Below are 13530 nucleotides of genomic sequence, written 5' to 3'. Positions count from 1 at the left end.
CTCAGCCCTCCGCCGGCACCAGGATCAACGTGGACAACCCTGGCAACGTCAGCGCCGCGGAGGCATCGAGGCCGTGGCTGGCTTCCTCCGCCGCATGCACCATGCCGCCATTGCCGTTGTTGGCGCCGCCATAAATGGCCGCGTCGGAGTTGAACGCTTCTCGCCAAACTCCGCCGAAGGGGAGGCCCACGCGGTAGCCCTGCCGGAGAACTGGCGTCAGGTTGCAAATCACCAGCGCCGGGGGGCTGCCATCCGGCCCGAAGCGCAAAAAGGCCAGGACGGAGTTTGCATTGTCGTCAAGCACGACCCAGCGGAAGCCGGCGGGGTCAGTGTCCAGCGCATTCAGCGCCGGCATGCTGGCGTAGAGGCGGTTGAGGTCGCGCAGCAGTCGCTGCACACCCGCATGGCGTGGTTCATCCAGCAGGTGCCAGTCGAGCGACCGGTCGTGGTTCCATTCGCGCCATTGCGCAATCTCGCCGCCCATAAAGAGCAGCTTCTTGCCCGGATGGGTCCACATGAAGGCGAGGTACGCCCGAAGATTGGCGAACTTCTGCCAATCGTCACCGGGCATCTTGCCGATCAGCGAACCCTTGCCATGCACCACCTCGTCATGGCTGAGCGGCAGCATGAACTTCTCGGTGAAGGCATAGACCATTCCGAAGGTCATGCCGCCGTGCTGGTACTGCCGGTAGATCGGGTCGCGTTCCATGTAGTGGAGCGTGTCGTGCATCCACCCCATGTTCCACTTGAAGTCGAAGCCCAGCCCACCCTCATCGGCCTTCCGCGTGACGCCGGGGAAGGCTGTGGATTCCTCGGCGATCAACAGCTTGCCGGGGCAGCGTTCGGCGATGACGCGCGACAGGTCCTGCAGGAAGGAGATGCTTTCCAGATTCTCGCGCCCGCCATGGATGTTGGGAATCCACTGGTCATGCGGGCGGCTGTAATCGCGGTAGAGCATGGAAGCCACGGCATCGACGCGCAACGCGTCGGCGCCGTAGGTTTCCAACCAGTGGATGGCGCTGCCGAGCAGGAAGTTCCGGACTTCCCGCCGCCCCAGGTTGTAGATCAGCGTGTTCCAGTCCTGGTGGAACCCTTCGCGCGGGTCGGCGTGCTCGTAGAGCGCGGTGCCATCGAAGCGCGCAAGGCCATGGGCGTCGGTCGGGAAATGCGCCGGCACCCAATCCAGGATGACGCCAAGCCCGGCCTCGTGGCAGCGCGCGATCAGGCGCTGGAAATGCTCGGGTGGACCAAAGGGCGCATGCGGCGCGAACTGGCCGAGCGGCTGGTATCCCCAGGAGCCGCCGAAAGGATGCGCCATCACCGGCAGGAATTCCACATGGGTAAAGCCCATGCCCGTGCAGTAGGGGATCAGCTTGTCGCCCAGCTCTTCCCAGCTCAGCGCCTTGTCGTCCTCGCCGCGCATCCAGGATCCCGGATGCACTTCATAGACGGAGATGGGCAGCGTTTCCGGCGGGGCGGGGTGCGGCCGCGGGGCGGGCTTCACAATGGCCGCGGTGTCCACCACGATGGAGCCGGTGGCGGGCGGTACTTCCGCCTGCCAGGCGCAAGGATCGGCCTTCAGTGGCAGCAGGCTGCCATTTGGGTCCAGCAGCTCGAACTTGTAGATCGCGCCGGGGCCGACGCGCGGCACGAAGATCTCCCACACGCCCGCCTCGTGGCGCAGGCGCATGGGGTGGCGCCTGCCATCCCAGCCGTTGAAGTCGCCGACCACGGAAACGCGGCGGGCATTCGGCGCCCAGAGGGCGAAGCGCACGCCGGCCGTGCCCTCCACCACCATGGGATGGGCACCAAGGCAGCGTCCAATGTCCTGATGCGTTCCTTCGCGCAGGAGATGCAGGTCCAGCTCACCCAGCAAGGGCGGAAAGGCGTAGGGATCCTCCGTCTCCTGCACGGCATCGCCCCAGTCGATGCGCAGCAGGTAGGGTGCTCGGTCAAGTGCCGCCTCGAAAAGGCCGGCATCCTGCACAAGCCGCATCGGCTTGGACCCGCCTTGCGTCACCAGCGATACCGAACGGGCACCGGGCAGGAAGGCGCGCACCACGGTACCTTCGGAACCCTCATGAGGCCCCAGCAGGGCAAAGGGATCCCCGTGGCGCGCATTGACCAGCGCGGCGACCGCATCCGGGTGCGGGCTGGTCTCACTCATGAACGTTATCCTTTCCGAGCAGCCGCGCGGCCAGTTCATCCAGCCCTTGCAGCGGAATATGCAGCCAGGCCGGGCGGTTGGCGACCTCGTAACAGACCTCGTAGGCGGCCTTTTCCAGCAGGAAAAGGTCGAGCAGGGCGCCTTCCGCCGCGTCGGGGGCCCAGGGGCGCGATGCCGCGGCATGCACGGCGCGGTACGCCTCGAGGAACTCGGCCGTGGCGCGTTCGCGGAAGCTTGCCAGCAGCGCCACGCGACGCTCCGAGGTCTCCGTCGAGTGACCGTTCTGCGCCGCCGCCGTGGCAATGGCGTAGTCGATGGAGCGCAGCAGCCCCGCCACGTCGCGCAGCGGCGAGGATTTGGCGCGGCGCTGATCCAGTGTTTTCGCCGGCTCGCCCTCGAAGTCGATGATGCAGGCATCGCCCTGCACCACCAGAACCTGACCCAGGTGGAAGTCACCGTGTATGCGCGTCTTCAGCACGCCATCCGCCGACTTCGCCAGAGTGTCGATCGCCTTCAGCAACTCCGTGCGGACAGCCTTCAGCCGCTCGGCGCGTGCGGCATCAGTGGCGCTCTCCCACTGCCTTACCGCGCCCAACGCCTTGAACGCGGCTTCAAGCTGCTGCTTCGCTCCCTGCGCCCAGGATCCTACATCGTCGCGGCCAGCCTGCTCAGGCTGGAAGGCCGGGTTGTCACTGTCCTCGGCCAGCAGCGCATGCATCTCGGCCAGCCGCTTGCCCAGGGCCGCGATAAAGAAGCTGAAGCCGCTGAAGGCGTCCTGCTGCTCCTCCTCCGGTGCCTCCGTCACGGCCATCTCGCCCACGGCGCGCGACAGGAAGTCGGTGGTCCAGCCCCAGCCATCCCCCTGATTGCGCACGAAGCCTTGCACCACGACCAGGGTGCGCGGCACCCCATCAGGAGTTACACGGACCACTTCGCCCAACAGCGGCGCCGTCTGGCCAAAGCCGCGCTCGGTCAGGTGGCGGGTCATCTCCGTTTCGGGGCTGATGCCCTCGGTGACGCGGCGCACCAGCTTCAGCACCGCGTGCTCGCCGATGATCAGAGAGGAGTTGGATTGTTCGGCCGAAAGACGCCGGATTTCGGCATCTGCCGGGATCTCCAGCCCGGCGAAGAGCGATGTGGGCAGGAAGCGGATCTCGCCTTCGGACAGCGGGATCGGCTTGCCCTCGGCCAGGCCGCGCAGCACCGAGGCCGGCAGCGCGTCGAGCGCAAAGGCATCGGTCAGCACGCCAACGCGGCGGCCGCGCCGAACGCGGGCAAGGGCGAGCTGCTGCGGCAGCGCGGCGCTGGTCTCATCCTCCCAGGCGATGCCGAGCGGCAGGAGGTAGCGCGCCTTGCCATCGCCCTCCGCCACCTCGACCTCGGCCAGAAGCACCTCGGCCACCCGTCCGGCAAGGGCTTCGGCGAAGGCAAGGTGCGGCTGCGAAGCGCCATCGCCCTTGCCGGCGAACCAGCGCCGCTTGGGGAGATACTTTGGCAGCGCGTCCTGCTCGATCACCTTGCGCAGGGCGGGAGCGAGAACCTCGTTCAGGCTCACTCGCAGCACCAGGGTGGAAAGCTCGGTCAGCGGCTCGGGCGCGGGTGTGTGCCAGCTTGGCATGGCGGCCTCCGTGGCGAGAACAAACCAGTAGAAACCATAGGGCGGCAGGGTCAGCAGGTACGGAAGCTGGCCGATGGGCGGAAAGGACGCGCCACCCAGCAGCTCGACCGGAACCTGTCCCGCCAGCGACGAAAGGTCGAGCTCCACCGCCTGTGCCGTGCGCGACAGGTTGCAGACGCACAGGATCGTCTCGCCCTCATGCTCGCGCGTATAGGCCAGGATCTTTCGGTTGCCGGGATAGAGATAGCCGAAGCTGCCGCGGCCGAAGGCATGGTGGCGCTTGCGCACCGCCAGCATCCTGCGGGTCCAGTTCAACAGCGAGGATGAGTCGGCCGACTGCGCCTCGACGTTCACGGCGTCGAAGCCGTAGACCGGGTCCATGATCGCCGGCAGCACGAGCTGCGCCGGGTTGGCGCGCGAGAAACCGCCATTGCGGTCCGGTGACCACTGCATCGGCGTGCGAACGCCGTCGCGGTCGCCAAGATGGATGTTGTCGCCCATGCCGATCTCGTCGCCGTAGTACAGCACGGGCGTGCCGGGCATCGAAAGCAGCAGCGAGTTCATCAGTTCGATACGCCGCCGGTCATGCTCCAGCAGCGGCGCCAAGCGGCGGCGGATGCCGAGATTGATGCGCGCGCGCTTCTCGGAAGCGTAAGTTTCCCAGAGGTAGTCCCGCTCGCGGTCGGTCACCATCTCCAGCGTCAACTCGTCATGGTTGCGCAGGAAGATGGCCCACTGGCAGTTCTCGGGGATATCGGGTGTCTGGCGCAGGATATCGGTGATCGGGAAGCGGTCCTCCTGCGCCATCGCCATGTACATGCGCGGCATCAGGGGGAAGTGGAACGACATGTGGCACTCGTCGCCGTCACCGAAATACTGCTGCGTGTCCTCGGGCCACTGGTTGGCCTCGGCCAGCAGCATCCGCCCTGGGGCGTGGCTGTCGAGCGCCGCGCGGATCTTCTTCAGAACAACATGCGTCTCGGGCAGGTTCTCATTGTTGGTGCCGTCCCGCTCGATCAGGTAGGGGATCGCGTCGAGCCGCAGCCCGTCCACCCCGGCGTCGAGCCAGAAGCGCATGACGGAGAGCACTTCCTCCATCACCGCCGGATTGTCGAAGTTCAGATCCGGTTGGTGAGAATAGAAGCGGTGCCAGAAATACTGGCCGGCCACCGGGTCCCAGGTCCAGTTCGACTTCTCGGTGTCGAGAAAGATGATGCGCGTGCCTTCATACTTCTGGTCGGTGTCGGACCAGACATAGTAGTCGCGCTCGGGCGAGCCCGCCGGGGCATGCCGCGCGCGCTGGAACCAGGGATGCTGGTCCGACGTGTGATTGATGACCAGCTCGGTGATGACGCGGATGCCGCGCGCATGCGCCTCGTCGATGAAGCGCCGGATATCGGCCATGCTGCCGTATTCCGGGTGCACTTCCTTGTACTCGGCGATGTCGTATCCATCGTCCCGGCGGGGCGACGGATAGAAGGGCAGCAGCCAGATGGCGTCCACGCCCAGCGCCTGGACATAGTCGAGCTTGCTGATCAGCCCCGGCAGGTCGCCCACGCCGTCATTGTTGGCGTCGAAGAACGACTTGATGTGCAGCTGATAGATGACCGCGTCTTTGTACCAGAGCGGATCGACCGGCGTCTCCGGCTTGTCGTTGGGCATGGATCAGGCCTCAGGCGGCGGCGCGGATGCGCCAGATGGCGAAGGGATTGTGGTGCGGGTCGAGCCGGATGTGGCGGTGGCTGCCGCCCCAGTTCTCCTCCCCGCCCCGCATCAGATCCTCGGCGACGAGGGACGCGCCGTAGGGCAGGCCGAGCGCCGTTTGCGGCAGCTCGAAATGCGTCTCCAGCGTCTGGTGCGGGTCCATGGAAACGGCGACCAGCACGGCATTGGAGCCATCCGGCGTCTGCTTCACATAGGTGAGGATACCATCGTGGTTCGATTGGACAAAGGTTGTGCCGAGATGGGTCTGCAGCGCCGGGTTCTCGCGGCGGATGCGGTTCAGCGCGGTGATCTCCGCGGTGATGTTGCCGGGGCGGTCATAGTCCCAGACCTTGATCTCGTACTTCTCGCTGTCGATGTATTCTTCCTTGCCAGGCACCAGCGGCCGCGCTTCGCACAGCTCGAAGCCGTTATACACGCCCCACAGCCCTGACAGGGTTGCCGCCAGCGCGGCGCGGATCAGGTGGCCGGGACGACCGGAATTCTGCAGGAAGACCGGGTTGATGTCCGGTGTGTTGACAAAGAAATGCGGGCGGAAGAAGTCGCGCTGCGGCGCGCGGTTCAGCTCCTCCAGATACTCCCGCATTTCCCAGGCGGTGTTACGCCACGTGAAGTAGGTGTAGCTCTGCGAGTAGCCGATCTTGGCCAGGCGGTACATCACCTTGGGCCGGGTGAAGGCCTCGGACAGGAACACCACCTCGGGATCGCGTGCGCGGACCTCGTTGATCATCCATTCCCAGAAGGGCAGGGGCTTGGTGTGCGGGTTGTCCACGCGGAACAGCTTGACGCCTTCCTTCACCCAGAACAGCACGACGTCGCGCAGCGCGATCCACAGCGAGGGCGTGGCGCCCTTGGCGTAGAAATCGACGTTGACGATGTCCTCGTACTTCTTTGGCGGGTTCTCTGCGTATTTGATGGTGCCGTCCGGGCGCCAGTCGAACCAGTCCGGATGCTGCTTGAGCCAGGGATGGTCCGGTGAGCACTGGATGGCGAAATCCAGCGCAAGTTCGAGATCGTGCTCCGCCGCGGCGCGCACCAGGGCGCGGAAATCCTCCAGCGTACCGAGTTCCGGATGCAGCGCATCGTGCCCGCCCGCTTCCGAGCCGATGGCATACGGGCTGCCCACATCATCCGGGCCCGGTGTCAGCGTGTTGTTTCGGCCTTTCCGGTTCTTCTGCCCAATCGGGTGGATCGGCGTGAAGTACAGCACGTCGAAGCCCATCTCGCGCACGCGTGGGAGGGCCTTGATGGTGTCGCGGAAGGTGCCGTGGCGCTCGGCATCGCCACTCTGCGAGCGTGGAAAGATCTCGTACCACGAGGCAAAGCCGGCGGCACGTCTCTCGGCATCCAGTTTGTAAGGATCCGTGCGCAGCTTGAAGGGGCGCGGATCGGCTTCCGTCATCAGCGTCCGCGTTTCATCGGCGGCGAACAGCGCAACGGCGCCTGAATCGTCGGCCTGCTTCAATGCCGCCACGATGGCGTTGAGACGCTCGCCCAACTCGCCGCTCAAGGCTGCGGCGCCATGCTCCACGAGTGCCAGACCTTCGATGCGCTCCAACGAGACATTGACGCCGGCGGCGTGCTTCTTGGTGATCTCGTCGCGAAAAGCGGCGAAGTGATCCACCCAGGCCTCGATGCAGTAGATGTAGCGCCCGACCCGTTCCGGCACGAAGCTTGCCGAGTAGATGTCGTTGACGCTGTGCGTCATGGGCACTTCGCGCCACAGCGTCTCGTCCGCCGGACGCCACAGCAGGCGGACGGCGATCTTGCCATGCCCTTCGGTGAAAACATCGGCCGTGACGTCGACCGGCTGGCCAACGGTGCGTTTCACCACGAAGCGTCCGTTATCCACGGCCGGGCTCACCGCCTCGATGGCGATGCGGGGAGCCTCTGTGGCCGCTTGAGCCGCGCGGGCGCCGCCGCGCAGCGGCAGCTTTACCGGCGCGACATCCTGGATCTGCAGGCTACGTACCTCACCCGTGCCCAGCATCAGGCTTCCTTTTCCACTCAGCGTGTCGGGGGGCAGGCTTCCCGGACGGGGTAGCGCGCCGGTGATGGCGGCGGCAGACACGATGGCGGTGCGCCGCAGGGAAGGATTGGCCAGTACCAGCTGCCGGGGGCCACGCTGTGCGCCGCGCAGCAGCGCCACGGGAGCGCCGGGTGACGATATGAGACGCGTCGGGCCGGTCAGGGCCTGTCGCGCGGCGTTGGCCTCCCGCACGGCGGCAGTCCGGTCACGCCGCGGCGACTGTTGCAGGGCGGCGAAAGCCTCTGCCTCGCCGGTACCCCCTGTCATCCGGTGCACCGCACCATACTCGAAGCCCATCGGCATCAGCCACGCGGAACCCGCCTCGGCGGCGAAACGCAATGCACGCAGGGCAGTGGCGTCTTGCAGATCCCGCGAGCCGGAACCTGCGGACAGGCGCGGTGCGAAGGGCGCCTCTGGCGCCATCAACAAGGGCGCGATGGGAGTCAATGTCGCCAGCTCGCGGGCGAACCACCCGGATTGAAAATCCCACCAGGGCAGGGATGGCGCCACGAAGTTGAAGCCGCACCCGGCAAGCGGCGCGGCCTCAACTGCTGGTGCACCTGGGGTCCAGGCGAGGAAGCGCAGCCCAGGGTGCGAGGCGCTCAGTCCATTGATCAGGGCAGACCAGAACGTGGCGTCGAGCCGCTGCGGAGACAGGCAGCGGAAGCCAGCGATACCGGCCTCCGCCCAGGCACCGAGAAGGCCCTGCCAGAAGCTGGCGAGTTCCTGCCCAGCGGGGAGCTTGGCCCACGCCGTGACGGTGCTGCCCGGTTTCTGGCGTGGGTCCGGTGGCGCATCCGGCGCCCCCATGGCAGGCGGCGACCAGGCCTGCGCGTTCCGCAGCAAGGGAGCATCCCGGGCCATTCGGTCCGCCGCCAGATCCAGCAACAATGACAGCCCCCGCGCCTTCGCCGCCACGGCTGCCTGCCGCAGGCCTTCCACCGCGTCGCCACCGCCCAGTGCCGGATGGAGGCGCGAAGGGTCGCGGATCAGGTATGGATCGGCGGCATCGGCGAGTTCGAAAGGCGGTGCCAGCACCACACTGCCGAACCCCATGGCTGCGATGTGCTCGAAGAGCTGGTCCCACTGCTGGACCGGTCCGGCGGCGAGGGGATTGAAATGGTAGAAGGCTGTGGCGGAATCGGCGGCGGGCAATGCGGGACGGTCCTTCTGCGCCAGACCGGCCTGATCGGGATGAAACTGGCCGGCCATTCTGGGTGACGGATCGGGAGGATGGGCGTGAGCCCAGAGGCTATTGGTCCCGCCAACGTCACGAATGGCGGCAAAGTTGCCGGCCTGTTCATGACAGGATGGCGTCGTAGCCAGAGCGATGCCGCGACAGATCCCTGAGGGAACAGATGACGCGGGGGCTCTGGCGGAGTCGCAGGAGCCCCTTGGGCCGATCAGTGGAAGCGACGGCCCCGCAACAGGCGCGCCGTCAGGGCGGATGCCGCCGAAACCACGATGGCAGCCAGGATCGGGTTGCGGGTCAGCGGCTGCGTCAGGCGGTCAAAGCGCGCCAGCCAACCATGCCCGCCTGCCGGAACGGGCAAGGCTTCCATGTCCTCGTCCAGCATGGCGGCGTAGCGATCTCGCGTGGCGCGAACCTGACGATGCTGCCGCTGCAGAAGGTGGCGGGCTTCCTGGCTGAGGGATGCTTCCAGGGCATCGTCAAACGCATCTTCCAACGCAGCTTCGTTACGCACCACCTGCTGAAGAACACGCTGTCGGCTTTGCCCGAAAAGGCTGCCACGCAGGTCGAGGAACACGCGGTGGACCGCACCCATGGGCACGTGGGCCTCTCGCGGACCTTCCGGCAGCAGCGCCTCGGCGTCATCGGCCATCTTCTGCCGCCGCTCGGCCAACTCCGTGAACTCTATGCGCAGAAACCGGTCGGATGTCAGATGCCGCGCCTGATCGTAGCCGCGGTGGCTCGCACGCAGCGTTTCGCAGATGGACCGCAGCACCGCTTCTCCAGAGCCCGGCTCAGACCCGGACTGCCCGACATGGTTCATGCTTGTCTCCTGCTATTGGACGGGGCGTGGGCCCGGTCCTTGCCCTTACAATGCTCCGCGGCCCGCCCAAACACCTGAGGCTGTCCGGCAAGAAGTGCCCGCCGGGCTACTTGTCGCGGGTGGGAGGCGGCGGATCCTGTGGAGCGGAGTCGCCGTAGCGGTTCTGCGGGAACTGCTTCTCGGCGCGGGGCGGAACGCCACCAGGCTGCGGGTCCTCGCGCGGCGGCGACTCGGGCGGCGGCGGCGCTTGGTCAGGCGGATTCACCGGCGGCGCTTCCGGCGGTGCCGGCTGTGAGGGCACCTCTCCCGGGTTCTGCCCGAGCGGCCTGTTGTTCTTGTCTGCCATCAACGAACTCCTCCTGGCCGGGCGAATGAAGATGCGGCACGACAACAATGGGCCTCAGCCGGCGTCACGCCCCTGTCCTGATTCCTGGGGACCAGGCAGCGGAAGTTGCTCGACTTCCCGCGCCGGCCCACCCTTGCGCTCCATGCAGCGCTTGCTTGCAAGTCGTTCCGCAAGTGCGGCTCTCAGCGCGTAAGACGGAGAGTCCGTCTCGGAGCGGCTGCGCAACATGGTGCTGGCCTCAGGGCCCATCATTCTCTCCGGCGTATCAAACGGCGCGGACGATCATCCGCGCCGAATCCTCAATGCGATCGGCCACGTTCAGGTTTCAGTCTGGCGGCCTTCCTCGGACTCGGCTTCGCCAGCCGTGCCCGTGCCACGGGACTTGCTGTGCGTGGCCTGCCCACCCTTCCGCCCGGCGCTGGCCGCCAGGCTTCGATCGCGCGAGAAAGAGCGATCGCTGGCCTGCACGGCCTGTCCGCCCTTGCGGCCGGCTTCCGCTGCCAGCGCGGGATCCTGCGCGAAGCTCCGCTTTGCCGCCGGCACGCTCTGACCACCCTTGGAAGCAATGTTGCGCTGCTTAGCCTCGTCCATGGAGGCAAAGCCTTGCTTTCCGGTTCCACTACGGGTTGAAGCCATCTCCCTGATCCTTCCCTATGCCTTTTGCTGCGCTCGATGGGAGCGGGTCTCTGGACGGAGAACCCCGCGAGCCGGAGCCTGGGCGCCGGCCTGCTCGGCCCGGCATCTCTGCCGTGACCATGGAATTAACAGTTACGCCGCTGCCAAGTTCCCGCCTGCATGACGGCTTCCTCAGGATCCGCCCAAGCTTGCTTCAAGAACGTCATGAGCAGGGCTTCGTTGCACGTGGCTCAAGCCACGACGTAGGCAAGGATAAACAAAATGATAACAAGCAGCAGGGAAACGCCCAGTACCCAGCGTACGCGACCGGAGGTCTCGCCCTGTCGCACCTGCTGGGTGCCGATGGGCTTGTCCGGCATAGGGGCATCATGGTGCCCGGGCTTCGGCTCGATCACCTGCTCGCGGACATTGGGATCCTGACGGTCGGACATGATGTTCTTTGCTCCTCGAGGCTTCTTCTTGGGTGCCGGTGCTTCTTGGGCGGGGGCGGTTTGCCTTCGGAACTAAAGCCCTGCCGGCGCCTGGGTTTCCCCCGGGGCGATCCGGCTCCCGCAGTTGCGCTGGCGACCCTGCGGCGTGATCCATCGATCCCGGGCCGCTTCCGAACCGCTTGCGCCAGTCAGCATGAAGCCACACCCGCACCCCGGCGTTATGGAGCAAGAAGCCGATCGGGAGGATTTGCGACCATGATCCAGAATACCCCGCACGACACGCCGCGCCCGGCGGCCGACCTTCAGGACGGCGGCGCCTATGATCCGGCGGGCGACCCCCCCGCACGCGGCGCCCATCACCTCATCGCCTCCGACCGCGTTGAGGGCACCGCCATTTACGATCCCTCAGGACGAAGGCTCGGCGCCGTGCAGAACTTGATGATCGACAAGGTCTCCGGCCGTGTCGAGTACGCGGTGATTTCCTTCGGAGGCTTTCTCGGGCTGGGCGCTTCCCACTATCCGCTGCCTTGGAGCAAGCTGCGCTACGATATCGGCCTCAGCGGCTATGTGGTTGATGTGACCGAGGAACAACTGGCCGGCGCTCCCTCCTTCCAGGACGACCGTCCGGTGGACTGGTCCGATGCTGGCTGGGGCGAGCGGCTGCGGGATCATTACGGCCCATCGCCCTACGGATCGCGGGACGGGGGGTGACACGCACCCGAACACACTGCGAAAGATTCTAAACCGAAACGATATGCCGGCCCCGCGAGTTCCTGCGCGCGGGCCGGGGCGGATCACGAACCGCCTTCCGCCCGACCGGTTGTGCCGCGGCTTGCAATAGGCGAAACAACGCGGCCCTGGCGCGGTGCACACGGCTCTTCACAGTGCCCACCGCGCAGCACAGAACCCGGGCCACATCTTCGTATGGGAGATTGGAGCCTGCAACGAGCGCCAGGATGGACCGGTGCTCCTCCGGCAGGGCGTGGAAGATCCTGCGGAAGTCCACCATCTCCAGCCCATGCTCCTGCCTCGCTGCCACCTGCAGGCGCCCTAGCTCGCCCTCGTCGGAGCTGGAGGGCTGCCGCTTGCGGGCCGCGAAGTCGTTCAGGAAGCGGTTCCGCATGATGGTGAAGGCCCAGGCCTTGAACCGCGTGCCGTTCTGGTAGCGGTCGGCTGAATTCAGCATCCGCAACACCGCGTCCTGCACGAGGTCATCCGCATCGTCTCGATTGCGCGTGAGCGAGCGTGCGTAAGCCCTGAGGTCGGGGAGGCAGGCGAGAATCTCTCGGTCGATCAACGACATCTGGGTTCTGCCCGGCATGGCTGGGTGATGCAGCAACGTGACTTCGGCTGGCAGGTTTCCAACCCTCCCGCACCTCCCGGTCAAGCCAAAGCATGCTTTCGCAGTGCAGCTGGTCGATTTCACGAAAGCAGTCCCACACGTCTTCAATCGGTGGGCATTAGAATGGCCCTGCGAAATCCGCCGAGGCGCCTGCCGGTGGTCGGTGGGAGAGGGCGGATCGCACTGGCGGCATAGCCCGTCCGCAGGAGATCTTCATGTTCTTTTCCCGCTCCATCGTTCCCGCCACCCTGTCCGCCGGCAAGCGCGAGACGCCACGGCAGGCGCCGGCCGCGGTCACGCTGCCGATGACCTTCGATAATCTTGAGCTGCGCCTGGAAGATGCGTCCCGCACTGTCGTCTGCACGATGCGGCCGCAGGGCCGCCCCAGCTACACGCTGGAACTGATGCAGGACGTGCATCGCATGCAGCACGCGATGGTCGAGTTCTTCGCCGCGCGCCATGCCGCCGGCGCCGAGCGCCCCGCCGATTGGTTCGTGATGAACTCCGCCGTCCCCGGCATCTACAATCTGGGCGGTGATCTGGCACATTTCGCCGAGCGCATCCGCTCGCGTGATCATGCATCGCTGGTGCGCTACGGCCACATCGCGGTCGAAGCCATCCACCGCAACAGTGTTGCCTTCGATCTGCCGCTGATCACCATGGCACTGGTGCAGGGCGATGCTCTGGGCGGCGGGTTCGAACACGCCCTGTCCTTCGACATGATCGTCGCCGAGCGCTCGGCCAAGATCGGCCTGCCGGAGATCCTGTTCAACATGTTCCCCGGAATGGGCGCCTACAGCTTCCTGTCCCGCCGCATCGGGCGTCGTGCCGCCGAGGCGCTGATCTCCTCCGGCCGCATCCACACCGCCGAGGAACTGCATGCCATGGGCGTGGTGGACGTGCTGGCCGAGGATGGCGAGGGCGAGAACTGCGCGCGCGACTACATCGCCCGGCACAGTCGCAAGCACAACGCGCACTTCACCATGCACAGGGCCCGCCGCCGGGTGGATCCCGTAACGCTGGAGGAGTTGCGCGAGGTTGTCGAGATGTGGGCCGAGGCCGCGATGAACCTGGGCGAGGCCGACCTCAAGAAGATGGGCCGGCTGGTGGCCGCGCAGGAGAAGCGGCTGGCCGCCACCCCGTCCGCCGGCTTTGCCCACGCGGCCGAATGAGCGGGGCCACGGCGTCCGCAAGGTGGCCGTGATCGCCATGACCAGACAGGAA

The 13530-nt window shown here is 66.3% G+C and carries 10 protein-coding genes; 2 read left to right on the top strand and 8 right to left on the bottom strand.

Translation table 11 applies throughout. The features are described from left to right. Position 1: 1 nt before the first annotated feature. The 7 genes from glgB to ACFOD4_RS14335 all read right to left on the bottom strand — a co-directional run bounded on the left by glgB (position 2) and on the right by ACFOD4_RS14335 (position 10964). Positions 2-2167, bottom strand: a complete 2166-nt coding sequence (gene glgB / locus ACFOD4_RS14365) for a 1,4-alpha-glucan branching protein GlgB (RefSeq protein WP_379597459.1) — start codon at positions 2165-2167, stop codon at positions 2-4. Then, entirely contained in the window at positions 2160-5447 is a 3288-nt protein-coding gene (treS, locus tag ACFOD4_RS14360) for a maltose alpha-D-glucosyltransferase (protein ID WP_379597458.1), read from the bottom strand. The genes glgB and treS overlap by 8 nt, the downstream gene beginning before the upstream one ends. A gap of 10 nt (positions 5448-5457) precedes the next feature. Beyond that, the gene (locus tag ACFOD4_RS14355; protein WP_379597456.1) at positions 5458-8748 is read right to left on the bottom strand and encodes an alpha-1,4-glucan--maltose-1-phosphate maltosyltransferase; all 3291 of its coding nucleotides are present in this window, start codon (positions 8746-8748) and stop codon (positions 5458-5460) included. Between the two features lie 191 nt (positions 8749-8939). Continuing rightward, a complete protein-coding gene (locus tag ACFOD4_RS14350; RefSeq protein ID WP_379597455.1) occupies positions 8940-9551 on the bottom strand; it encodes a DUF2383 domain-containing protein in 612 nt (203 codons plus the stop codon). Positions 9552-9657: 106 nt separating this feature from the next. Next, positions 9658-9897: a hypothetical protein gene (locus ACFOD4_RS14345; protein ID WP_379597453.1), complete on the bottom strand. Its 240-nt coding sequence runs from the start codon at positions 9895-9897 to the stop codon at positions 9658-9660. A 318-nt stretch (positions 9898-10215) separates the two neighbouring features. Beyond that, the gene (locus ACFOD4_RS14340; RefSeq protein WP_379597452.1) at positions 10216-10533 is read right to left on the bottom strand and encodes a con-10 family general stress protein; all 318 of its coding nucleotides are present in this window, start codon (positions 10531-10533) and stop codon (positions 10216-10218) included. A 230-nt stretch (positions 10534-10763) separates the two neighbouring features. Further along, positions 10764-10964 (bottom strand): hypothetical protein, encoded by a 201-nt coding sequence (locus ACFOD4_RS14335; RefSeq protein ID WP_379597451.1) that lies wholly within the window; start codon positions 10962-10964, stop codon positions 10764-10766. Positions 10965-11219: 255 nt separating this feature from the next. Between ACFOD4_RS14335 and ACFOD4_RS14330 the strand changes: the two genes are divergently transcribed. After that, complete coding sequence (locus ACFOD4_RS14330; protein ID WP_379597450.1) at positions 11220-11675, top strand: PRC-barrel domain-containing protein; 456 nt, start codon at positions 11220-11222, stop codon at positions 11673-11675. Positions 11676-11703: 28 nt separating this feature from the next. Here the strand turns inward: ACFOD4_RS14330 and ACFOD4_RS14325 are convergent, their stop codons facing one another. Beyond that, positions 11704-12285 carry a sigma-70 family RNA polymerase sigma factor gene (locus ACFOD4_RS14325; RefSeq protein WP_379597448.1) on the bottom strand — a complete coding sequence of 194 codons (582 nt, stop codon included), beginning with the start codon at positions 12283-12285 and terminating at the stop codon, positions 11704-11706. Between the two features lie 236 nt (positions 12286-12521). On the opposite strand from ACFOD4_RS14325, the gene ACFOD4_RS14320 reads away from it, so the two are divergent. Continuing rightward, on the top strand, positions 12522-13478 hold the full coding sequence (locus tag ACFOD4_RS14320; RefSeq protein ID WP_379597446.1) for a crotonase/enoyl-CoA hydratase family protein: 957 nt from the start codon (positions 12522-12524) through the stop codon (positions 13476-13478). The last annotated feature ends 52 nt before the right edge of the window (positions 13479-13530 follow it).

It is taken from the genome of Teichococcus globiformis (assembly GCF_042646265.1).
GTDB classification, from domain to species: domain Bacteria; phylum Pseudomonadota; class Alphaproteobacteria; order Acetobacterales; family Acetobacteraceae; genus Pseudoroseomonas; species Pseudoroseomonas globiformis.
Note: the sequence above shows the minus strand (reverse complement) of the source record. Positions and strands in the feature narration are given on the sequence as shown.

Excerpts from the sequence above, each read along its gene's own strand:
- glgB (WP_379597459.1), bottom strand. The coding sequence starts at position 2,167 with ATGAGTGAGACCAGCCCGCACCCGGATGCGGTCGCCGCGCTGGTCAAT.
- treS (WP_379597458.1), bottom strand. The coding sequence starts at position 5,447 with ATGCCCAACGACAAGCCGGAGACGCCGGTCGATCCGCTCTGGTACAAA.
- ACFOD4_RS14355 (WP_379597456.1), bottom strand. The coding sequence starts at position 8,748 with ATGGCCGGCCAGTTTCATCCCGATCAGGCCGGTCTGGCGCAGAAGGAC.
- ACFOD4_RS14350 (WP_379597455.1), bottom strand. The coding sequence starts at position 9,551 with ATGAACCATGTCGGGCAGTCCGGGTCTGAGCCGGGCTCTGGAGAAGCG.
- ACFOD4_RS14345 (WP_379597453.1), bottom strand. The coding sequence starts at position 9,897 with ATGGCAGACAAGAACAACAGGCCGCTCGGGCAGAACCCGGGAGAGGTG.
- ACFOD4_RS14340 (WP_379597452.1), bottom strand. The coding sequence starts at position 10,533 with ATGGCTTCAACCCGTAGTGGAACCGGAAAGCAAGGCTTTGCCTCCATG.
- ACFOD4_RS14335 (WP_379597451.1), bottom strand. The coding sequence starts at position 10,964 with ATGTCCGACCGTCAGGATCCCAATGTCCGCGAGCAGGTGATCGAGCCG.
- ACFOD4_RS14330 (WP_379597450.1), top strand. The coding sequence starts at position 11,220 with ATGATCCAGAATACCCCGCACGACACGCCGCGCCCGGCGGCCGACCTT.
- ACFOD4_RS14325 (WP_379597448.1), bottom strand. The coding sequence starts at position 12,285 with ATGCCGGGCAGAACCCAGATGTCGTTGATCGACCGAGAGATTCTCGCC.
- ACFOD4_RS14320 (WP_379597446.1), top strand. The coding sequence starts at position 12,522 with ATGTTCTTTTCCCGCTCCATCGTTCCCGCCACCCTGTCCGCCGGCAAG.